Below are 19437 nucleotides of genomic sequence, written 5' to 3'. Positions count from 1 at the left end.
GTACCGCCCGCGGGGGCGTGTCTAGGCGGAGGCCCGCCGTATCAGGGTGGTCGGCAGGACCACGCCGGGCGGCACCGGGGCAGCCGGATCCGCCGGGTCCGCCGGGTCGCCGGCCGGGTCCGTGTCAGGGTGGCCGCGCAGCAGGAGCCGGGCCATCAGGCGGCCCATCTCCTCGATGTCCTGGCGGACCGTGGTCAGCGGCGGGTCGCACTGCTCGGCGACGGGCAGCACGTCGTCGAAGCCGATGACGGCCACGTCGTCGGGCACGCGCCGGCCCCGTTCGCGCAGCACGCGCAGCGCGCCGAGCGCGGTCAGGTCGTTGGCGGCGAACACCGCGTCCACGTCCGGGCAGCGGTCGAGGAGTTCCCGCATCGCGCGTTCGCCGCCGCCCGGGGTGAAGTCGCTCTCCACGACGAGGCGGGCGTCGGCCCCGCCCACCACGTCCCGGTAGCCGTCGAGGCGGTCGACCGCCGACGTCTGGTCCAGCGCACCGGTGATGTGCGCGATCCGGGTCCGGCCGAGGTCCTTCAGATGGCGCACGGCCGCGCGGGCGCCGCCCCGGTTGTCGCTGTCGACGTACACCGGGGCCGGGCCGCCGTCGCGGAAGTCGGGCCGGCCGCCGAACACGGTGGGCAGGCCCGCGTTCCGGATCAGGCCGGGCAGCGGGTCGTCGAGGTGCAGGGAGAAGACGAGCGCGCCGTCGACGTGCCCGCCGGCGAGGTAGCGGGCCACGCGGGCGTGGTCGGCGCGGCCCTCGGTCAGCAGCAGCACGAGCTGGTTGTCGTGGGCCGTCAGCTCCTTGCTGATGCCGCGCAGCTGCAGGGCGAAGAAGGGGTCGGCGAAGACGCGGGCCTCGGGTTCGGCGATGACCACGGCGACGGCGTCGTGCCGCCTGGTCACCAGGGAGCGCGCCGCCTGGTTGGGTACGTACCCGAGTTCCTCGACCGCCTGCCGGACGCGGGCGGCCAGCGGCTCCCTGACCCCCTCCGAGCCGTTGACGACCCGCGACACGGTGGCCCGGGACACCCCGGCCAGCGCGGCCACGGCCTCCAGCGTGGGACGCGACGCTGCCTCGGTCACTTCGCGGCTCCTCCTCGGCGGGTGGCGATCAGGATAGCCGCGGAGGGGTGAACCGGAGAGGCCGTCAGGGCGTCCGGTCGCGCCGGGCCCGGCTCGGCTGGACCCGGGTCGGCTCCCCCGGCATCTTCGGGTACTCCGGCGGGTACGGCAGGTCGCCCAGGCCGTGGTCGTGCTCGTCGCGGCGGGCCAGCTCCAGCAGGGCGTCCAGGGAGAAGGCGTGGTCGTCCATGTCGGCGTGCACGTCGCCGAGTTCGGCGAACCGGGCCGGCATGGTGGCGAGGTCGAAGTCGCGGGGGTGGGCGGCGTCGGCCTCCTCCCAGCGCAGCGGCGCCGAGACGGGGGCGTGCGGGCGGGGGCGCACGGAGTAGGCGGAGGCGATGGTGCGGTCGCGGGCGGTCTGGTTGTAGTCCAGGAAGATGCGCTCGCCGCGCTCCTCCTTCCACCACTTGATGGTGACCCGGTCCGGCATCCGGCGTTCCATCTCCCGGCCGACGGCGATCGCGGCACGGCGCACCTGGGTGAAGGTGTAGCTCGGTTCGATGGGCACGAAGACGTGCAGGCCCCGGCCGCCGGAGGTCTTGGGCCAGCCGCGCAGGCCGCCGAACTCCTCCAGCACGGAGCGCAGTTCGTGGGCGGCGCGAACGGCGTCGGCGTAGTCGGTGCCGGGCTGCGGGTCGAGGTCGATGCGCAGTTCGTCGGGGTGGTCGACCCGGGTGCGGCGCACCGGCCAGGGGTGGAAGGTGAGCGTGCCGTACTGGGCGGCCCACACCACGGCGGCCTCCTCGGTGGGGCACATCTCGTCGGCGCTGCGGCCGCTGGGGAAGGTGATGTGGGCGGTCGGGATCCAGTCCGGCATGCCCTTGGGGGCGCGCTTCTGGTAGAACCACTCGCCGCCTACGCCGTCCGGGTAGCGCTCCAGGGTGGTGGGCCGGTCGCGCAGGGCGCGCAGGATGCCGGGGCCGACGGCGGCGTAGTACCGGGCGAGGTCGAGCTTGGTGAAACCGCGCTCGGGGAAGAACACCTTGCCGGGGCTGGACAGCCGTACGGTCCGGCCGCCCACCTGCAGTTCCACCGCGTCACCCATGCGGCCACGGTAGGCGCGTCCGGCGCGGCGCGCACACCGGGCGGCGGCGGGCGACCGCGCGCAGAATCGGTTCATGGACCTGCCCGTGATGCCGCCCGTGAAGCCGATGCTCGCCAAGCCGGTGGCGCGGATCCCGCCGGGCATGCACTACGAGGCGAAGTGGGACGGGTTCCGGGCCCTCGTGTTCCGCGACGGCGCCGAGGTCGAGCTGGGCAGCCGCACCGGCAAGCCGCTGACCAGGTACTTTCCCGAGCTGGTGGAGGCGCTGAAGGAGCGGGTGCCGGATCGGTGCGTGCTGGACGGGGAGATCGTGATCGCGCGGGAGGGGCGGCTGGACTTCGACGCGCTGACCGAGCGGATCCATCCGGCTGACTCCCGGGTGCGCACGCTGGCCGAGCGGACCCCGGCCTCGTTCGTCGCCTTCGACCTGCTGGCACTGGACGACCACTCCCTGCTGGACGTGCCGCTGACCGACCGGCGGGCGCTGCTGGAGCGGGCGCTCGCCGGGGCGGGCGCGCCCGTGCACGTGGCGCCGGCGACGACCGACGTCGAGGTGGCGCGGGAGTGGTTCGAGCAGTACGAGGGGGCCGGGCTGGACGGGGTCGTCGCCAAGCCGCTCGACCTGCGCTACCGGCAGGACGAGCGGGTCATGTTCAAGATCAAGCACGAGCGCACGGCGGACGTGGTGGTCGCCGGCTACCGGTTCCACAAGAGCGGGCCGGTGGTGGGCTCGCTGCTGCTGGGCCTGTACGACGACCGGGGTGTCCTGCAGCACGTGGGAGTGTCGGCCGCCTTCGCCATGAAGAGGCGAGCGGAGCTGGTGGAGGAGCTGGAGCCGCTGCGCATGGACGACGCGAGCGCCCACCCCTGGGCGGCCTGGTCGGACGTGGCGGCCCATGAGACGGCCCGGCTGCCGGGGGCGCCGAGCCGCTGGTCGGGCAAGAAGGACCTGTCCTGGGTGCCGCTCCGGCCGGAGCGGGTCGCCGAGGTGGCCTACGACCACATGGAGAACGGCGCCCGCTTCCGGCACACGGCGCGCTTCCGCCGCTGGCGCCCGGACCGCACCGCGGAGAGCTGCACCTACGCCCAGTTGGAGGAGCCGGTGCGCTACGACCTCGCGGAGATCCTGGGCGGTGCGTGACCGGCGGCCGCGCTCACGGCCGCATCAGGACCTTGACGGCGCCTTCCTGCTTGCGCTGGAACATCTCGTAGGCGTGCGGCGCCTCGCTGAGCGGCACGTGGTGGGTGGCGAAGTCGTCGACGCCCAGCGGGTCGTCCTCGGTGAGGTACGGCATGATCTCGTCGCTCCAGCGGCGGACGTTGGCCTGTCCCATCCGCAGCTGGATCTGCTTGTCGAACAGGGTGAGCATCGGCATCGGGTCGGCCATGCCGCCGTACACGCCGCTCAGCGAGATGGTGCCGCCCCGCCGGACCAGCTCGATGGCCGTGTGCAGGGCGCTGAGCCGGTCGACGCTGAAGCGCTCCGCGAGCGGGGCGCCGAGCTTGCGGGGCATGAGCGCGGTGGCCTGCTGGGCGAGCTTGGCCGCGGCGCTGCCGTGGGCCTCGGTGCCGACGGCGTCGATCACGGCGTCGGGGCCCCGGCCGCCGGTCTCGTCGCGGATCGCGGTGATGAGTTCCTTCTCGTTGTCGAAGGCCCTGAGGTCGAACGTCTGCACGCCGCGTCCGGCCGCCCGGGCCAGCCGCTCGGGCACCAGGTCGACGCCGAACACCCGCTCGGCGCCGCGGGCCAGGGCGATGCGGCAGGCCATGTCGCCGATCGGGCCGAGGCCGAGGACGGCGAGGGTGCCGCCGGGCGGCACGGAGGCGTACTCGAAGGCCTGCCAGGCGGTGGGCAGGACGTCGGAGAGGTAGACGAAGCGGTCGTCCGGCGGCCCCTGGGGCACCTTCATCGGCCCGAACTGCGCCTGCGGGACCCGCAGGTACTCTGCCTGGGCCCCGGGTACGGCGCCGTACAGCCGGGTGTAGCCGAACAGGGCGGCGCCCATGTGCTCTCCGGTGACCTGCGTGGTCTCGCACTGGGTGGGCAGTCCGGTCAGGCACATCCAGCAGTTGCCGCAGGCGATCTGGAACGGCACCACCACGCGGTCGCCCACCGCGAGGTCGGGCACGCCGGGGCCGACCTCCTCGACGATGCCCATCGGCTCGTGGCCGAGGATGTCGCCCGGTGTCATGAACGGGGTGAGCACTTCGTACAGGTGCAGGTCCGAACCGCACAGTCCGCTGGACGTGATGCGGATGATCGCGTCGGTGGGCTCCTCGATGCGCGGGTCGGGCACGTCCTCCACCCGCACGTCCCGCTTGCCCTGCCAGGTCACTGCCTTCATGGGGTCGCGCTCCCTTGGTCGCGTGCGCGCCGGTTCGCCCTGGCGCGTCCGGTTTGCGGTGGCGCCCGGGTACCCGAAGGTCCGTACGCCAATCTCGGCTCGCGCCCATGGCCCGCGACGGGCATACGAGCGCACAATCGGAGAAAACGGGGGTGGTCGCGGTGGGTACGAGACACGGGGCGCGGGCGCGGCGCACCGCGCTGACGGCGGCGCTGCTGGCCGCCACGACGGCCGCGGCCCTGACGGCGGGCTGCACCCGGCACGGCCCGCCCGGTGGCGGCGGCCGGACCCCGGCCCGGACCGCGGCGCCCCCGGCCTCCTCGGCGGCGCCGGCCGGCTCCGTACTGGCCGTGAAGATCGACAACGTGTCCGCCGCCCGCCCGCAGACCGGCCTGGACGCGGCGGACGTGGTCTACGCCGAGCAGGTCGAGGGCGGCCTGAGCCGGCTGATGGCGCTGTACGCCACGAAGCTGCCGCGGACCGTGGGACCGGTGCGCAGCGCCAGGGAGTCCGACCTGGAACTGCTGCGCCAGTTCCACGAACCGACGCTGGCCTTCTCGGGCGCCCAGCGCAAACTGCTCCCGCTGATCGACCGGGCGCCGCTGCACGCGGAGTCACCCGACGAGGCGGCCCGCGCCTACTACCGCGCCGGGGACCGGCCCGCCCCGCACAACACCTGTACCTGCGCCCACCACGGCTGCTGCCCTCCGCCCCGGCCGCCCCGCGCTGACCACCGGCTTCCGCTACGGCCCGGCGCCGTCCGGCGGAAGTCCCGCGTCCGCGCGCACGGTGCGCTACCCGGCGGCGCGTTTCGCCTTCACCTGGTCGGCGCGGCGGCACGGCTGGCTCGTCGCGATGGACGGCACGCCCACGGTGACGTCCGGCGGCGGGCGGGTGGCCCCGGCGACGGTGGTCCTATGGACTCCGGCCTCGCGGTACTGCTGGCGGCCGGGCGGATCGCCCGCGTGACCGGCTCCTACATCGGCGGCAACAAGGAGTTCGCCCGCCAGTACCTGGGCGGCGAACTGGAGCTGGAGCTGATCCCGCAGGGCACGCTGGCCGAGCGGCTGCGCGCGGGCGGCGCCGGCATCCCGGCCTTCTACACCCCGGCGGGGGTCGGCACGCAGGTCGCCGAGGGCGGGCTGCCGTGGCGGTAGCCCGGGCGGACGCTCACCCAGCACGCCGTACCGACGACGTTCGGGCTGAAGGCGGCCGGCTGGCGCGCGCTGGTGCTGGACGCCCGCGACCGCCTCACCCGGGTCCGGGACTCGCTGCCGGCCCAACTCGGCGGCGCCGGCGGGACCCTGGCGGCCTTCGGGGTGTACGGCGCCGAGGACGCGGGCGCGCTGACGGCGGTGTACGCCCGTGAAGTGGGGCTGGCCGCCCCGTCGTTGCCCTGGCACACGCTGCGCACCCCCGTCGCCGACCTGGCGGGCTGCCTGGCGTTCGCGACGGGCACGCTGGGGAAGCTCGCGGTGGACGTGCTGACGTTGTCGCGCACCGAGATCGGCGAGGTGAGCGAGGGCAGCGGCGGGGGCTCGTCGGCCATGCCGCACAAGGCGAACCCGGTCGCGGCCGCCCTCCTCGCGGCCGCCGCCCGGCGCGCCCCGCAGCTCGCGGCCACGCTGTACGGCTGCCTCGCCGCCGAGGACGAGCGGCCGGCCGGCGCCTGGCACGCCGAGTGGGAGCCGCTGCGCGACCTGCTCCGGCTGGTGGGCGGGGCGGCCGAGCGGGCCGCCGCACTGGCCGAGGGGCTGCGCGTGCACCCCGGGGCGATGGCCGCGAACCGCGGCCGGACACGGGGGCTGATCGTCTCCGAACGGCTCTCCGCCGAGCTGGCCCGCCTCCTCGGCCGCGCCCGCGCGAAGGAACTGCTGACCGAACTGGCCCGCCGCGCCCGCGACGAGGACCGCCCGCTGCGGGAACTGCTGCGAGAGCAAACGGAGTTGGTGGGAGTCGACCTGGACGGCCTGACCGACCTCACCCGGTACACCGGCTTCGCCGGACCCCTCACCGACCGCGCCCTGGAGCGACCTTGACCGGCTCGACCGCGAAACTCCTCAACCACCTGGAAGAAGGCCCGGCTTGCGCTCCGCCGCTGCTGCTGGGCCCCTCGCTCGGGACCTCGTACGCGCTGTGGGACGCGGTCGCTCCCGAGCTGTCGGCCGGCCACCGGGTGATCCGCTGGGACCTGCCGGGGCACGGCGGTTCGGCGGCGGACCTGATCGGGCCGGGGGCCACCGTCGGCGACCTCGCCGGGCTGGTGCTCCGCCTCGCCGACGCCCTCGGCGTCGAGCGGTTCGCCTACGCCGGGGTGTCCCTGGGCGGCGCGGTCGGCCTGCACCTGGCCGTGCACCACCCCGAGCGGCTGACCTCGCTGGCGGTGATCTGCTCCTCCGCCCACTTCGGCGGCGGCGAGCCGTGGCGGGAGCGTGCCGAACGGGTGCGCCGGGAGGGCCTGGAGTGGCTGGCGGACAACGCCGACGCCCGCTGGTTCACCCCCGGCTTCACCGTGCCGCGGCTCGTACGGGACCACCGGGAGGCCGATCCGGAGGCGTACGCGGCCTGCTGCGACGCGCTGGCCGCCTTCGACCTGCGTGACCGGCTCGCCGGCATCACCGTGCCGACCCTGCTCGTGGCCGGCCGGCGGGATCCGGCGACGCCGCCCGCGCATCTGCGGGAGATCGCGGACGCGGTGCGCGACGCCCTGCTGGTGGAGCTGCCCGGCGCCTCGCACCTGGCGCCCGCCCAGTGCCCGCGGGCCGTCCTGACCGCCCTGCGCAGCCGGCTCGACGGGATTCCGGCGAGCGGCACGGCGGTGCGCCGGGAGGTGCTGGGCGACGCGCACGTGGACCGGGCGCAGGCCCGGCAGACCCCGTTCACCGCGCGGTTCCAGGACTTCGTCTCCCGCTACGCCTGGGGGGAGATCTGGACCGACCCGACGCTCTCGCGCCGCGAGCGCAGCATGATCACGCTGACCGCGCTGGTCGCGCACGGTCACCTCGACGAGCCGGCCCTGCACGTCCGGGCGGCCCGCCGCAACGGGCTGACGCCGGAGGAGATCGGGGCGGTGCTGCTGCAGACCGCGGTGTACTGCGGGGCGCCGGCGGCCAACTCGGCGTTCGCGACGGCCCAGCGGGTCCTCGCGGAGGAGGCTCCGTAGGAGGGAGTCGAGGGAGGAGTCGCTACCCCCGCCCCGACAGCGTGTCCAGCGCCTGCTTGGCCTGGGCCGCCAGCCCGTCGGCCCCGCAGGAGCGCGCCAGGGCCAGGCCCCGGTCGAGTTCCGCGGTCGAGCGGATCGCGACGCCGTACTCGACCCGGGCCGCCGCGTGCTCGTACTGGCAGGGCGAGGCCTCCAGGTAGGTGACGGCCTGGGCGGCGAGACGGACCGCGCGCTGACCGGTCTCCAGGGCGGCGGCGCAGCGCAGGGCCTCGCCGATGGCGGTGTCCGTGCCGAACCGCTCGGCCTGCCGGCGGGCGTCCGCGGCGAGCCGGGCGGCACGGGCCGGGTCCTGGCCGGCCAGAGCCTTGGCGAGGTCGAGGGACCAGGGCGCGAGGACGGGGTTGTGGCCGCCGCGGGAGGCGGCGGTCTTCTCGGCGGCCTCCAGCTCGTTGACGCCCTCCTCGGTGCGGCCCACGGCCAGCAGCAGACGGCCGCGGACGGAGCGGATGTCGGGCAGCACGATGGTGGACGGGTAGGGCGGGGCGAAGCCGTACTGCTCGGCGACCGACCAGGCCTCGCCGGTCCGCCCGCGCGCCAGCAGGGTGTCGACGAGTCCGCAGGTCGCCGACCAGTGCAGGGGCAGGCCGCGGCCGACCCGCTCGGCCAGCTCCAGGGCCTCGCGCAGGGTGTCCTCGGCGTCCTTCAGCCGGCCCTGGCGGCGGTAGGCGAGGCCGAGGAAGGCGTTGGCCAGGGAGAGGTGGCCGCCGCGCCAGCCGGCGCCGGTGTAGGCGCGCAGGGCCTCGGCGAAGAGGCTCTCGGCGCGGTCGAGCCGGTCGGCGTAGGTGTACGCGCTGCCGAGCATCATCAGCAGCTCGATCCCCCACTCGCCGTCGGTCCAGCCGAGGCCGGGCGCGAGGCGGCCGTTGACGAGGGCGCGGTCGCAGAGGTGGACGATCTCCTCGGCGTTCTCGCCGTGGGTCATCGCGTCGAAGCCGCGCAGGATCAGCAGGGCGCGCTCGGAGTTGTCCCGGCCGGTGCAGGTGGCGGCGAGGTCGGCCAGGCGCCGGGAGCGCTCCGGGGAGACGGTCTCGCCGTGGATGGCCTCCCACATGAACTGCACGGCCTGCAGGCGCATCCGGACCGGGCCGGTCTCGTGCCGGGCGGCCTCGGCCTCGACCGTGCGGACGGCCTCCTCCAGCTCGTCGTTGTGGAGCAGGGCCTGGGAGAGGCGGATCACGGCGTCCACGCGCCGGCCGTCCTGGAGGCCCGGCATGGCGAGGGCGCTGCGCAGGTGCTCGATGGTGACGGCGGGCGCGGTCAGCAGGGTGGCGCAGCCCAGTTCGTAGAGGACGGACGCGTGGACCTCGGGCCGGGGCGGTTCGGCGAGAGCCCGCTCGAGGCAGCGGCGGGCCGCGTCGGGCGCGCCGACGGCCAGGTGCTCGCGGGCCGCCGCACGCAGCTGTTCGACGAGTTCCTCGTCGTCGTCCGGGTGCACCTTCAGCAGGTGCCGGGAGGCCTCGGCGGCGCCGTGGCCGGTCTCGGTGAGGATCTGCGCGGCGACGCCGTGCATGGCGGTGCAGACACCGGCCGGGATGGAGTGGTAGACGGCGGAGGCGATCAGCGGGTGGACGAACTCCAGCTGGCCGTCCACGGGTTCGGCGCCGGCGGCGGGGTCGGGCTCGGTCAGGATGCGGGCGGTGCGCAGCAGTTCGGCGCAGCCCTGGGCGACGTCGGGGCGCATGCCGGCCAGGCGGGCGACGAGGTCGACGCAGATGCCGGTGCCGAGGATGGCGGCGGCCCAGGCGAACCGGGTGGCGTCGATGCCGAGACCGGTGAGCCGGTCGACGAGGCCGCCGCCGCGGGCGGAGCGGTTCAGCTCGCGCAGTTCGGCGGCCTGCGGCTCGGTCGGCTGGAGTTCGGCGTCCTGCACCTTGGCGAGGAGTTCGACGGTGTCGTAGGGGTTGCCGCCGGTGACGGCCCAGACCTCGCGGCAGAACGGGTCGTCGGCGTACCGGCCGAGGGTGGCGCGGGTGAGGCCGGCGGTGGCCTCCGGGGTGAGGGCGCTGAGGCTGGTGACGGAGCGGCCCGCGGCCGCGGCCACCGTGTCGAGGTGGCGGGCGCTGTCGCCGTTCACCTCGCCGGGCCGGCGGGCGACCACGACGAGCACGGACACCTCGTCCAGGCGTTCGGCGAAGGCGGCGAGCCAGCCGAGGGTCTCCTGGTCGGCGAAGTGGGCGTCGTCGACGAGCAGGACGAGCGGCCAGGCGCGGCGGGCGAGCCGGCGCACGGCCGCGACGAGTCCGTCGCACACGTACCGCGGGTCGGCGCTGGTCTCCTGGGGGTCCGCTATGCCCAGGGCGGGGCCCGCGATGTCGTACCGGTCGCCGAGGTACTCGCGGGCCTCGTCCGGCAGTAAGGAGACCAGCGCGGGCTGCAGCAGCTGCCGTACGACGTTGAACGGCACGGACCTCAGGGTCTCGGCGCCGCGGGCGGACCAGACCGTGCAGCCCCGGCGTTCGGCGATGCGGCGGATCTGGGCCAGCAGCGCGGTCTTGCCCAGTCCCGCCTCGCCGCGGAAGACGAGCAGGCGGCCCGCGGAGGACCGGTCGGCGCACAGGACGTCGAGCGCCGCCGTGACGGTGGCCATCTCCGCGTCCCGCTCCCACAGGGATGCCGAGCCGCCGGCCGACGGCCGTCCCTCCGTCATCCCGTTCCCTCCCCGGGTAGCCCGAACGATGTACCGACCACGAGCGTAGCCCTCCGAGCGGAGCCGTGGTGGCCGCTCGGGGCAGGTGTTGCCCCGCCGGGTGATGTGGGGTACGGCGGGTCGACGCGCGGTCCGCCCGGGCCGGCGGAGCGGGTCCGACGGGCCGTCAGGCCGCTCGCCCGGGCCCGGTGCGCTCCTCCGGCGAAGACGTCGCGCAGAAATCCGGGGCGAAATGTTCCGGTTGGCGGGTTTGGCGGCGGATCTTCTCATCCCGCTTTCACCGATGCCTCATACGGTAAGGGCATGACGCAGGTGACTCCTCCCGGGTGGTACCCCGACCCCGGGCAGACGAACGACGGTCCGCCCACCGAGCGCTGGTGGGACGGCAAGGCCTGGACGGACCAGACCCGCCCCGCCGGGACGGCCGCCCTCTGGGGTCCCACGACGCAGCCCCCGGCCGGCCCGCAGCCGGCCGCCCCGGCGTACGGCACCCCGCCGGCCCCCGCCGGGTACGGCGCCTACCCGGGCTATCCGGCGTACCCCGGCCAGCCGCCGGCGGCGCCCCGGCGGGGCCTGCGCACGGGCATAGCCGTCGCGGCGGCGGCCGCGGTCCTGGCGTGCGTCGGGGTGGGCGTGTACGTGCTGACCAAGGGCGACGGCGGCCGGGGCGACCGGGCCGGGCAGCAGCAGGACCGGGGCGGACCGGACGGCGGGCAGGGCGGTCCCGGCGGCGGCCCGGGCGGTCCCGACGGGACGCCGTCCCCCGGCCTGTCGGCGCCGCCCAAGGTGCCGGGCGGCGGGACCGTGCCGGACCCGCGCAACGGCATCAGCCTGCCCGTGCCGCAGGGCTGGACCGGCGGGGTGATCGGCATCGGCGCGCAGGTGACGTCGGACAAGGCGTACAAGTGCCCCGGCGACACCTCCCAGACCTGCACCGCGGGCGGCGCCTACACGGCGTCCGCGGACACGCTGGGCACCAAGGGCGACACGGCGGAGCAGGTCGCCCGGGCGGACATCGCGTCCAACGCCGAGCACGCCTACGGCGGCACCACCTACGGCAGCATCACCTCGCACCGGGTGCTGGCCTCGAAGGCGGTGACGGTGGCCGGGCAGAAGGGCTACCTGGTGCGCTGGAAGGCGGTCACCAGCAAGGGCGCCGACGGCTATGTGGAGTCGGTCGCCTTCCCCTCGCCCAATGACGCCAAGAAGATCGTCGTGGTGCGCTTCGGCGTGGACGTGGGCCAGAACCTGGGGGTCGTCGACGAGATCCTGAAGGGCATCAGGGTCGCGTCGGGCGGCGGCGACGGCCAGGACGTCTGACCACACGGGACCGGCCGGACGGGGTGCCCCTCCGCTCAAGGGGGACCCCGCCCGGCCGGGGGGGTGCGCGCCGCCCCCGTCCCCACGGTGCGGCGCGGACAGGTCACCGTTCAGTCATCCCGTGAACGGTGGCCTGGGTCTTCGGTGAGTCCGAGCGCGGGCAGCACGGTGGCCTCCACGAACCGGACGAGGTAGCCGGAGTCGGCGTACTGGCCGCACAGGACCGGCCGCACCCGCAGCACGCCGAACAGCATGGCGGGGACGTACTCCAGCGCGGGGTGGTCCGCGGGCACCTCGCCGCGCTCCACTCCCCGCCCCAGCATCTCCCGCAGCGCGGCCACCTCCGGCAGGATCAGTGCCTCGCGCAGCGCCTGCGCGAGCTCCTGGTCGGCCGTGACCGCGTGCCCGAGTGCCTGCATCAGCCGGGTGTCCTTGACGGACCAGTCGCCCGCGGCCCGTGCCGCCTGGCGCAGGTCCTCGGCGAGCGAGCCGGTGTCGATGCCGGCGAAGCGCACCCGGCGGCTGGCGCGCAGGGCGGCCGCGACGAACTGGGGCTTGGTCTTCCACTGCCGGTAGAGCGTGGACTTGCTGCAGCGGGTGCTGGCGGCGACGCCCTCCATGGTCACGGAGTCGTAGCCGCACTCGCGGATCTGTTCCAGCACGGCGTCGAAGAACTCCCGCTCACGCTCCGGCGTGATCTTGGAGCGGCGCGTGGCGGCGACCGTGTCCGGTCCGTCCGCGGCCTGCGACGTCATGTGCTGCATCTCCTCGCGCTCGAGTACGGCTCGACCCGGGTGCGGCCTGCTGAAGCCTCGCCCGGGTGCGGCCACCGGCTGTGTGTCCAGTGTCTCGCACCTCAATCGATACGCCAGTGTACCGGTACTCATGCGTATCGGTACACTGGCGTATCGGTACACGGTCGTTTCGGTACGAGGACGTATCGATGCGCCGCACCAGACCACGCACCAACCGTCAGCGAAGGGGCCGGGGGATGACTGCCCGAACCGAGCCTGCAGTGCCGGAGGCGGACGCGCCCGTGACAGCGCGCCCGCCGCTGCCGCGCGAGTTCCTGCTCGTCGCGGGGCTCTTCCTCGTCTACAAGCTCGGACGGCAGCTGGCCACGGGGCACACCGCGACCGCGTTCCGCAACGCCCACCGGGTGTGGGACTGGGAGCGCGCCCTGCACCTGCCCGGCGAGGGCGACGTGCAGTCCGCACTGCTGCACGGCGACGTCCTCGTGCACCTGGCGAACACCTACTACGCGACCGTCCACTTCCCGGCCACGCTGGCCCTCCTGGTCTGGCTGTACCTGCGGCGGCCCGCCCACTACCTGTGGGCCCGCCGGGTGCTGGCCGCGGTGACCGCGGCCGCGCTGGTGCTGCCGTTCACCTTCCCGCTGGCCCCGCCGCGGATGCTGGCCGGCACCGGCCTGGTGGACACCGCCCGCCGCTACGGCCCCTCCGTCTACGGCCCGCCGGCCCACGACCACCTCTCCAACCAGTTCGCGGCGATGCCCTCGCTGCACTTCGGCTGGGCGCTGATGGTGGCGGTCGCCCTGATCGCGGCCACCCGGTCGGCCTGGCGGTGGCTGTGGCTGCTGCATCCGCTCATCACCCTGCTGGTGATCGTGGGCACGGCGAACCACTACTGGCTCGACGCGCTCGCCGCGACCGCCCTGCTGGGCGCCGCCCTGGCGGTGGTGCCCCCGCCGCGCCGGGCGCCCGTCCCGGTCCGGCGCGCCGCCGCGCCGCCGGCCGCGCAGGACGCCGTGCTGGTGGGGGCGGGCCGATGAGCGCCGCCACACTGCTCGCCGTGGGCCTGTCCCTGGTCTCGGCCGTCGCCTACGCCGCGGCGGCCGTCGCCCAGGAGCGCCTGGCCTCCCGCGGCCCCGGAACGGGCCTGCTGCGGCTGCTCGGCACCGGCGCCTGGTGGTCGGCGGTGGGACTGAACGCGGCCGCCGCGCTGCTGCACGTGGTGGCCCTGAAGTACGGCCCGCTGACCGTCGTCCAGCCGCTCGGGGCGCTCACCCTCGTCGCGGCGGTGCCGCTCGGGGCGCGGGCCGCCGGGCGGCGGGTCGGCACGGCGGAGTGGCGCGGTACGGCCCTGACGCTGCTGGGGCTCGCCGCGCTGCTGGTCACCGCGTCGGGTCCGGCACCCGAGCGGGTGCTGAGCCTGACCGAGGCGCTCGCGGTGGCGGGGACGACGGCCGCCCTGATCGGTGTGCTCTCCCGGCCCGGCGCCCGGCCGGGCCTGCGGCACGCGACCGCCTCCGGTGTCGCCTCGGGCGTCGCCTCCGCGCTGACCCAGACGGTGACGGTGGCGGCCACGGACCGAACGGGCGCGGGCCTGAGCGTGGCGGAGGTCGTAGTCGCCGTCCTGGTCGCCGCGTTCGCCACCGGCGGGCTGCTGCTGTCCCAGACCGCCTACCGCGGCGGCCTCGGCGCCCCGCTGGCCGTGGTCACGCTGTCGAACCCGCTGGCCGCCGCCGTCATCGGGCTGACCCTGCTGGGCCAGGGCCTGCGCGGCGGCGCCTCCGGCGTGCTGCTGGCGCTGGCCGGGGCGGGCGTCGCCGCCCGGGGCGTGTTCCTGCTGACCCGGAGCCCCGCCGGGCCGGTGGACGACGAGGAGCACCCGGTGGCGGCGGTCCTGGCCCTGGAGCCGGGCACGGCCACGGCGGAGCCGGCGCTCGTGCCCCGGCGGCCGGAACAGCCGGGGCACCTCACCGCCCGGTGACGCGGGTCCCGCTCAGCCCCAGCCCCGCGAGTCCTGCTTGAGGGCGGTGTCGACGGTGAGGGCCGTCGCCACCACGAGGCTCAGCAGCGGCTCGGGCAGCTGGTAGTGGATCTGCAGGACGTAGTTGTCCGCCGTCGTGAACAGCGTCTTGGCGAGGCCTTCCCAGGTCTTGGTGATCCGGGCGACCTCGTTGTCCGCGTGGTCGACGATGGCGAAGTTCCACGCCCGCCAGTTCTCCGCCTTGATCGCGCCGACCTTCTGGCCGTTCGCGTTCATCGCGAAGTTGATCTTGCCGATCATGTTCTGCTGGACGATCTCGCCGACCGGCGAGCCGTCCGGGCGGGTCACGACGACCCGCGACTTGAAGAACTTCGCCGGCCGGGTCAGCACCAGCTGCGGCTGCCCGTACGCGTCGCGGATCTCCAGCTTGTGGGTCATGAACTGGTCGAGGCTGGAGACGAAGCGCAGGATCTTCTTCAGCGCGCTCTGGCCGACCTCGGTGACCGCGCCGATCTCCCGGCCGTTCTGGTCCATGACCTTGTACTCGTTGGTGAGCTCGATCAGCTTGGCCTTCTGGTTCACGACCAGGACCGGCTCGGTGAACAGGGTGCCGCCGCCCGGACCACCGGCCGCGACACCCGCCTGCTTCTGCACCTGCCGCTGCACCCTGGCGTCGGAGGCCTGCTGCTGCGGGAACTGCGGTGCGGCCTGCTGCTGCGGTGCCTGTGCGGGGGCCTGCTGGGCCGGGTTGGTGTGCTCGGTCCACTGCGCGCCGTCCCAGTACCGGAGCGTCTGCGCCGCCCCGTGCGGATCGGGGTACCAGCCTGCAGGAGTGTTCGATTGCGTGGTCACCGGGGCACACTACCCTGATGTGACCGGTACCCGACCAGTCCGCACGGAGCGGTGTTCATCGCCCGTTCGCCGTCACTTCGCCGCGATCGCGGGGTCGCTGACGCCGGGGTGCCCGTTCTCGACGTGCCCGGCGAAGACGCGCGAGAAGGCCGGGTCGGCGTCCCAGGTGACCGTGAGGTCGTACCAGCGCCGGCTCGCCGCCAGGCCGACCGTCCGGCGGACCGTGGCCCCGGGCCGCACGGTGACCGCGCGGGTGTCGCCGCCGTAGCCGTTCACCAGCTTCAGCCTCACCGTTCCCGAGCCCTTGTTGGTGAAGGTGAGTTCCACGTCGTCGCCCGCCTGCCGGGCGGTGACCTCGGGGCCGGCGGTCTCGTTCCGGCCCTTGAAGACGCGCAGGAAGCCGTTGGGCCCGTGCACGGCGAGGTCGTAGACGCCCGCGGAGTACGCCGAGTTCCAGGTGTCGTCGAGGCTCTTGCCGGCCTCGGTGGTGTAGGTCCAGGGGCCGTCGGCGCGGTTGCCGGAGGTGACCAGGAACGCGGCGCCCGCACGGGGCCCGGAGGCGAAGGTGAGGGTGTACGTCCCGGCCGCGGTGTCCGCCGCGCCGTCCAACACCGGGGCGTACCCGAGCGGCCGGGTGGGCCGGCTGCCGCGCTCCTGCCGCGGCAGCGACGGGTTCGCGGGCGGCTTGGGCACGTAGTCGGGGTGCCGGTCGCGGTCCGGCGGCGCGTAGCCGGCCGTGGACGGCAGCGTGACGGGCCGGGTGTCCCGGCGGGAGAAGTCGAACGCGGCGGTCAGGTCGCCGCAGACGGCTCGGCGCCAGGGCGAGATGTTGGGTTCGCGCACGCCGAAGCGGCGCTCGATGAACCGGATGACCGAGGTGTGGTCGAAGGTCTCGGAGCAGACGTACCCGCCCTTGCTCCACGGCGAGACGACCAGCATCGGCACCCGCTGGCCGAGCCCGTACGGCCCGGCGACGTGACCGGCGTCGCCCGGGAACAGGTCCGCCGACGGATCGACGGTCGACCTGCCCCGGTCCGCGGAGGCCGGCGGGAAGGGCGGTACGACGTGGTCGAAGAAGCCGTCGTTCTCGTCGTAGGTCAGGAAGAGGGCGGTCTTCGCCCACACGTCCGGGTCGGCGGTGAGGGCGTCCAGGACCTGGGCGATGTACCAGGCGCCGTAGTTCGCGGGCCAGTTGGGGTGCTCGGTGAAGGCCTCGGGGGCGACGATCCAGGAGACCTGGGGCAGCTTCCCGGACGTCACGTCGGCGCGCAGCCGGTCGAAGAAGCCCTCGCCCTTGCGGGCGTCGGTGCCGGTGCGGGCCTTGTCGTAGAGCGGGTCGCCGGGCTTCGCGTCGCGGTACTGGTCGAAGTACAGCAGGGAGTTGTCGCCGTAGTTGCCGCGGTAGGCGTCCTGGATCCAGCCCCAGCCGCCGTTCGCGTCGAGCCCGTCGCCCACGTCCTGGTAGATCCTCCAGGAGACACCGGCCCGCTCCAGGCGCTCCGGATACGTGGTCCAGCCGTAGCCCGCCTCGTCGTTGCCGAGGACCGGGCCGCCGCCTTTGCCGTCGTTGCCGGTGTATCCCGACCACAGGTAGTAGCGGTTGGGGTCGGTGGAGCCGATGAAGGAGCAGTGGTAGGCGTCGCAGATGGTGAAGGCGTCGGCGAGCGCGTAGTGGAAGGGGATGTCCTCGCGGGTCAGGTACGCCATCGTCGTCGCGGACTTGGCGGGCACCCAGTGGTCGTACCGGCCGCCGTTGAACGCGGCGTGCCCGTCGTTCCAGCCGTGCGGGAGGTCCTGGATGAAGGCGAGGCCCAGGTCGTCGGCGTCCGGGTGGAAGGGCAGGACGTCCTTCGTGCCGTCGGACTGCCGCCAGACCGACCTGCCGTTCTGGGTGACGGGGCGGGGGTCGCCGAAGCCCCGGACGCCTCTGAGGGAACCGAAGTAGTGGTCGAAGGAACGGTTCTCCTGCATCAGGACGACGATGTGCTCGACGTCCTCGACCGACCCCGTGCGGTGGTGCGCGGGCAGTGCGGCCGCTCGCTGGATGCTGTTGGACAGCGCGGTGAACGCCGTTGTGGCGCCCGCGAGTTGGAGGAAGCGGCGCCGGTTTGCTTCGGGCATGAGCGTGAGGGTCCTCTCGTCACTGACGTGCGCGCGTACGCGATACCGGCGGTTGACGGGATCTGCGCGCAGCGAGTGTTCCAAGAGCAGCGAACGTCAGGGAAGGGTGCGATGGCGCCTGTGTGAAACCCGGCGGTCCATGAGGTGCCCGTCGGCCACGGTCGGCGCGGACTGTGACCGGTAGGGGGCAGCAGGCCGTACCGGATGCGGGGCGCCGGAGTCCGCGCCGGGCTACTTCACGGCAGTTCACCTTCACGGCGTTCACGTTGATGAAACGGAGATGTCGATTCCACAACTGCGCAAAACCTTGCCGGTCCCTGCGAGTCACCCTAACCTCCCATCGAGAAAGCGCTTTCTGAACCTCCAGGGTGTCGTTCACCTACTCATCGCTGATGCATGTCCGTGAACAGCTGACACCGCATTCGATGACGAAAGGGCGGGGCGAGATGAGACGATCACGAGCAACGCGGCTGCGCGCGGCACTGGCCACGACGGCGCTCGCGGCAGCCGCGGCGACCGGCGCGGTCCTGTCGATGCCCGAGGCATCGGCGGCGACCGGCGGCGCCGACGGCTACGCCGCCCAGAACGGCGGCACCACCGGTGGAGCGGGCGGGCAGACGGTCCGGGCCACCACGGGGACCCAGATCCACCAGGCCCTGTGCAGCCGGGCATCCAGCAGCACGCCCCTCGTCATCGAGGTCGAGGGAACCATCGACCACGGCAACACCAGCAAGGTGTCGGGCGGCAGTTGCAACACCGCCGACGACAAGATCGAGCTGAAGGACATCAGCAACGTCACCCTCGTCGGGGTGGGCGGCGGCGCCGTGTTCGACCAACTCGGCATCCACGTCCGCAACTCCAGCAACATCGTCATCCGCAACGTGACGGTCCGGAACGTCAAGAAGTCGGGCTCCCCCACCTCCAACGGCGGCGACGCCATCGGCATGGAGACCGACGTCCACAACGTCTGGGTCGACCACGCCACGCTGGAGGCCTCGGGTGGCGAGGCGGAGGGCTACGACAGCCTCTTCGACCTGAAGGACAACACCCGGTACGTGACCCTGTCGTACAGCGTCCTGCGCAACTCCGGCCGGGGCGGCCTCGTCGGGCACAGCGACAGCGACGTCTCCAGCAGCTTCGTCACCTACCACCACAACCTGTACCAGAACATCGACTCCCGTGCCCCCCTGCTGCGCGGCGGCACGGCCCACACCTACGACAACTACTTCGTGAGCCTGAACAAGTCCGGCATCAACTCCCGGGTCGGGGCGCACGTCAAGGTGGAGAACAACTACTTCAGGGACTCCAAGGACGTCCTGGGCACGTTCTACACCGACGAGCTCGGGTACTGGCAGGTCAGCGGCAACGTCTACGACAACGTGACCTGGTCGGCCGAGGGCGCCGAGAACCACCCGGCGGGCCCCGACCCGAAGTCCAACACCACCGTCGCCATCCCGTACGCCTACAGCCTCGACCCGGCCGCCTGCGTGCCGGGCGTCGTCACGGCGACGGCCGGCGCGGGCAAGGGACTGCGGGTGTCGGACGGCAGCTGCTCCCCGCAGACCCCCGGGCCGACGCCGACCAGCCCGGCACCGACCTCCCCGGTCCCCACCTCCCCCACGCCGACCCGGCCCGCCGGCACCAACCTCAGCATCGGGGCGGGCTCCGACGGGTCCGGCAAGGCCTCCGGCACGAGTTACGGCAACGTGCGGGACGGCAACCTGAGCACCTACTGGTCGCCGGCCGGCTCCACCGGCTCGGTCTCGATCAAGTGGGGCTCTCCCACCGCGGTGTCGACGGTCGGCATCCGCGAGACGGCGGGCACCTCGGGCACCATCAGGTCCTGGCGGGTCGTCAACGGGGACACCGGCGCCGTCCTGGCCTCCGGCAGCGGGGCGGGCGTCGTCGGCTTCCCCCGGACCACACTCGGCAAGATCACCTACGAGATCACCGGATCGGCCGGCACTCCCCAGGTCGCCGAGTTCGAGACCTACGCCTGACGGTGCCACGTTCCCCGCTGCCGGGCAGGGCA

At 74.1% G+C, this 19437-nt stretch carries 13 protein-coding genes and 3 pseudogenes; 9 read left to right on the top strand and 7 right to left on the bottom strand.

Features of this window, described 5'->3' with window-relative positions:
* Window positions 1–21: 21 nt before the first annotated feature.
* Both AQJ66_RS32785 and ligD read right to left on the bottom strand, forming a co-directional pair.
* The gene (locus tag AQJ66_RS32785; protein ID WP_061929224.1) at window positions 22–1080 is read right to left on the bottom strand and encodes a LacI family DNA-binding transcriptional regulator; all 1059 of its coding nucleotides are present in this window, start codon (window positions 1078–1080) and stop codon (window positions 22–24) included.
* 64 nt (window positions 1081–1144) lie between these two features.
* Window positions 1145–2164, bottom strand: a complete 1020-nt coding sequence (gene ligD / locus AQJ66_RS32780; RefSeq protein ID WP_208611501.1) for a non-homologous end-joining DNA ligase — start codon at window positions 2162–2164, stop codon at window positions 1145–1147.
* A gap of 73 nt (window positions 2165–2237) precedes the next feature.
* On the opposite strand from ligD, the gene AQJ66_RS32775 reads away from it, so the two are divergent.
* Window positions 2238–3305, top strand: coding sequence for an ATP-dependent DNA ligase (locus AQJ66_RS32775; RefSeq protein WP_061929222.1), 1068 nt, complete (start codon window positions 2238–2240; stop codon window positions 3303–3305).
* 13 nt (window positions 3306–3318) lie between these two features.
* On the opposite strand, the gene AQJ66_RS32770 is transcribed toward AQJ66_RS32775, so the two are convergent.
* Window positions 3319–4509 (bottom strand): zinc-dependent alcohol dehydrogenase, encoded by a 1191-nt coding sequence (locus tag AQJ66_RS32770; protein ID WP_061929220.1) that lies wholly within the window; start codon window positions 4507–4509, stop codon window positions 3319–3321.
* A 107-nt stretch (window positions 4510–4616) separates the two neighbouring features.
* Between AQJ66_RS32770 and AQJ66_RS32765 the strand changes: the two are divergent.
* The 4 genes and pseudogenes from AQJ66_RS32765 to pcaDC all read left to right on the top strand — a co-directional run.
* A pseudogene (locus AQJ66_RS32765) lies at window positions 4617–5427 on the top strand (DUF3048 N-terminal domain-containing protein); the annotation flags it as partial.
* Window positions 5421–5663: pseudogene (locus AQJ66_RS37960) on the top strand (CoA-transferase); the annotation flags it as partial. The pseudogenes AQJ66_RS32765 and AQJ66_RS37960, both read left to right, overlap by 7 nt.
* A 3-nt stretch (window positions 5664–5666) precedes the next feature.
* Window positions 5667–6548 (top strand): annotated as a pseudogene (locus AQJ66_RS32760) (lyase family protein); the annotation flags it as partial.
* The gene (pcaDC, locus tag AQJ66_RS32755) at window positions 6545–7672 is read left to right on the top strand and encodes a bifunctional 3-oxoadipate enol-lactonase/4-carboxymuconolactone decarboxylase PcaDC (RefSeq protein WP_061929216.1); all 1128 of its coding nucleotides are present in this window, start codon (window positions 6545–6547) and stop codon (window positions 7670–7672) included. The pseudogene AQJ66_RS32760 and the gene pcaDC, both read left to right, overlap by 4 nt.
* A gap of 22 nt (window positions 7673–7694) precedes the next feature.
* Here pcaDC and AQJ66_RS32750 read toward each other — a convergent pair whose 3' ends face one another.
* Window positions 7695–10379: an ATP-binding protein gene (locus AQJ66_RS32750; RefSeq protein WP_061929214.1), complete on the bottom strand. Its 2685-nt coding sequence runs from the start codon at window positions 10377–10379 to the stop codon at window positions 7695–7697.
* Window positions 10380–10682: 303 nt separating this feature from the next.
* Here AQJ66_RS32750 and AQJ66_RS32745 point away from each other — a divergent pair, with 303 nt between their 5' ends.
* Window positions 10683–11699 (top strand): DUF2510 domain-containing protein, encoded by a 1017-nt coding sequence (locus AQJ66_RS32745; RefSeq protein WP_061929213.1) that lies wholly within the window; start codon window positions 10683–10685, stop codon window positions 11697–11699.
* A 110-nt stretch (window positions 11700–11809) separates the two neighbouring features.
* On the opposite strand, the gene AQJ66_RS32740 is transcribed toward AQJ66_RS32745, so the two are convergent.
* Complete coding sequence (locus AQJ66_RS32740; RefSeq protein ID WP_061929211.1) at window positions 11810–12454, bottom strand: TetR/AcrR family transcriptional regulator; 645 nt, start codon at window positions 12452–12454, stop codon at window positions 11810–11812.
* A 236-nt stretch (window positions 12455–12690) separates the two neighbouring features.
* Here AQJ66_RS32740 and AQJ66_RS32735 point away from each other — a divergent pair, with 236 nt between their 5' ends.
* Window positions 12691–13491 carry a phosphatase PAP2 family protein gene (locus AQJ66_RS32735; protein WP_061929209.1) on the top strand — a complete coding sequence of 267 codons (801 nt, stop codon included), beginning with the start codon at window positions 12691–12693 and terminating at the stop codon, window positions 13489–13491.
* Window positions 13488–14432, top strand: coding sequence for a DMT family protein (locus AQJ66_RS32730; RefSeq protein ID WP_061929207.1), 945 nt, complete (start codon window positions 13488–13490; stop codon window positions 14430–14432). The genes AQJ66_RS32735 and AQJ66_RS32730 overlap by 4 nt, the downstream gene beginning before the upstream one ends.
* A gap of 12 nt (window positions 14433–14444) precedes the next feature.
* Here AQJ66_RS32730 and AQJ66_RS32725 read toward each other — a convergent pair whose 3' ends face one another.
* Window positions 14445–15284, bottom strand: a complete 840-nt coding sequence (locus AQJ66_RS32725) for an LURP-one-related family protein (protein ID WP_061929205.1) — start codon at window positions 15282–15284, stop codon at window positions 14445–14447.
* A 72-nt stretch (window positions 15285–15356) separates the two neighbouring features.
* Window positions 15357–17405 (bottom strand): phosphocholine-specific phospholipase C, encoded by a 2049-nt coding sequence (locus tag AQJ66_RS32720; RefSeq protein ID WP_061929203.1) that lies wholly within the window; start codon window positions 17403–17405, stop codon window positions 15357–15359.
* A 446-nt stretch (window positions 17406–17851) separates the two neighbouring features.
* On the opposite strand from AQJ66_RS32720, the gene AQJ66_RS32715 reads away from it, so the two are divergent.
* Entirely contained in the window at window positions 17852–19405 is a 1554-nt protein-coding gene (locus AQJ66_RS32715) for a pectate lyase family protein (RefSeq protein WP_061929201.1), read from the top strand.
* Window positions 19406–19437: the final 32 nt, after the last annotated feature.

Source organism: Streptomyces bungoensis (assembly GCF_001514215.1).
Taxonomy (GTDB): domain Bacteria; phylum Actinomycetota; class Actinomycetes; order Streptomycetales; family Streptomycetaceae; genus Streptomyces; species Streptomyces bungoensis.
The sequence above is the reverse complement of the archived record's forward strand: the minus strand, read 5'-3'. Positions and strand labels throughout refer to the sequence as shown.

What these genes read in the sequence shown, in the direction of transcription:
- AQJ66_RS32730 (WP_061929207.1), top strand. Translation starts at nt 13,488, where the DNA reads ATGAGCGCCGCCACACTGCTCGCCGTGGGCCTGTCCCTGGTCTCGGCC.
- AQJ66_RS32775 (WP_061929222.1), top strand. Translation starts at nt 2,238, where the DNA reads ATGGACCTGCCCGTGATGCCGCCCGTGAAGCCGATGCTCGCCAAGCCG.
- AQJ66_RS32720 (WP_061929203.1), bottom strand. Translation starts at nt 17,405, where the DNA reads ATGCCCGAAGCAAACCGGCGCCGCTTCCTCCAACTCGCGGGCGCCACA.
- AQJ66_RS32740 (WP_061929211.1), bottom strand. Translation starts at nt 12,454, where the DNA reads ATGACGTCGCAGGCCGCGGACGGACCGGACACGGTCGCCGCCACGCGC.
- ligD (WP_208611501.1), bottom strand. Translation starts at nt 2,164, where the DNA reads ATGGGTGACGCGGTGGAACTGCAGGTGGGCGGCCGGACCGTACGGCTG.
- AQJ66_RS32735 (WP_061929209.1), top strand. Translation starts at nt 12,691, where the DNA reads ATGACTGCCCGAACCGAGCCTGCAGTGCCGGAGGCGGACGCGCCCGTG.
- AQJ66_RS32750 (WP_061929214.1), bottom strand. Translation starts at nt 10,379, where the DNA reads ATGACGGAGGGACGGCCGTCGGCCGGCGGCTCGGCATCCCTGTGGGAG.
- AQJ66_RS32715 (WP_061929201.1), top strand. Translation starts at nt 17,852, where the DNA reads ATGAGACGATCACGAGCAACGCGGCTGCGCGCGGCACTGGCCACGACG.
- AQJ66_RS32745 (WP_061929213.1), top strand. Translation starts at nt 10,683, where the DNA reads ATGACGCAGGTGACTCCTCCCGGGTGGTACCCCGACCCCGGGCAGACG.
- AQJ66_RS32770 (WP_061929220.1), bottom strand. Translation starts at nt 4,509, where the DNA reads ATGAAGGCAGTGACCTGGCAGGGCAAGCGGGACGTGCGGGTGGAGGAC.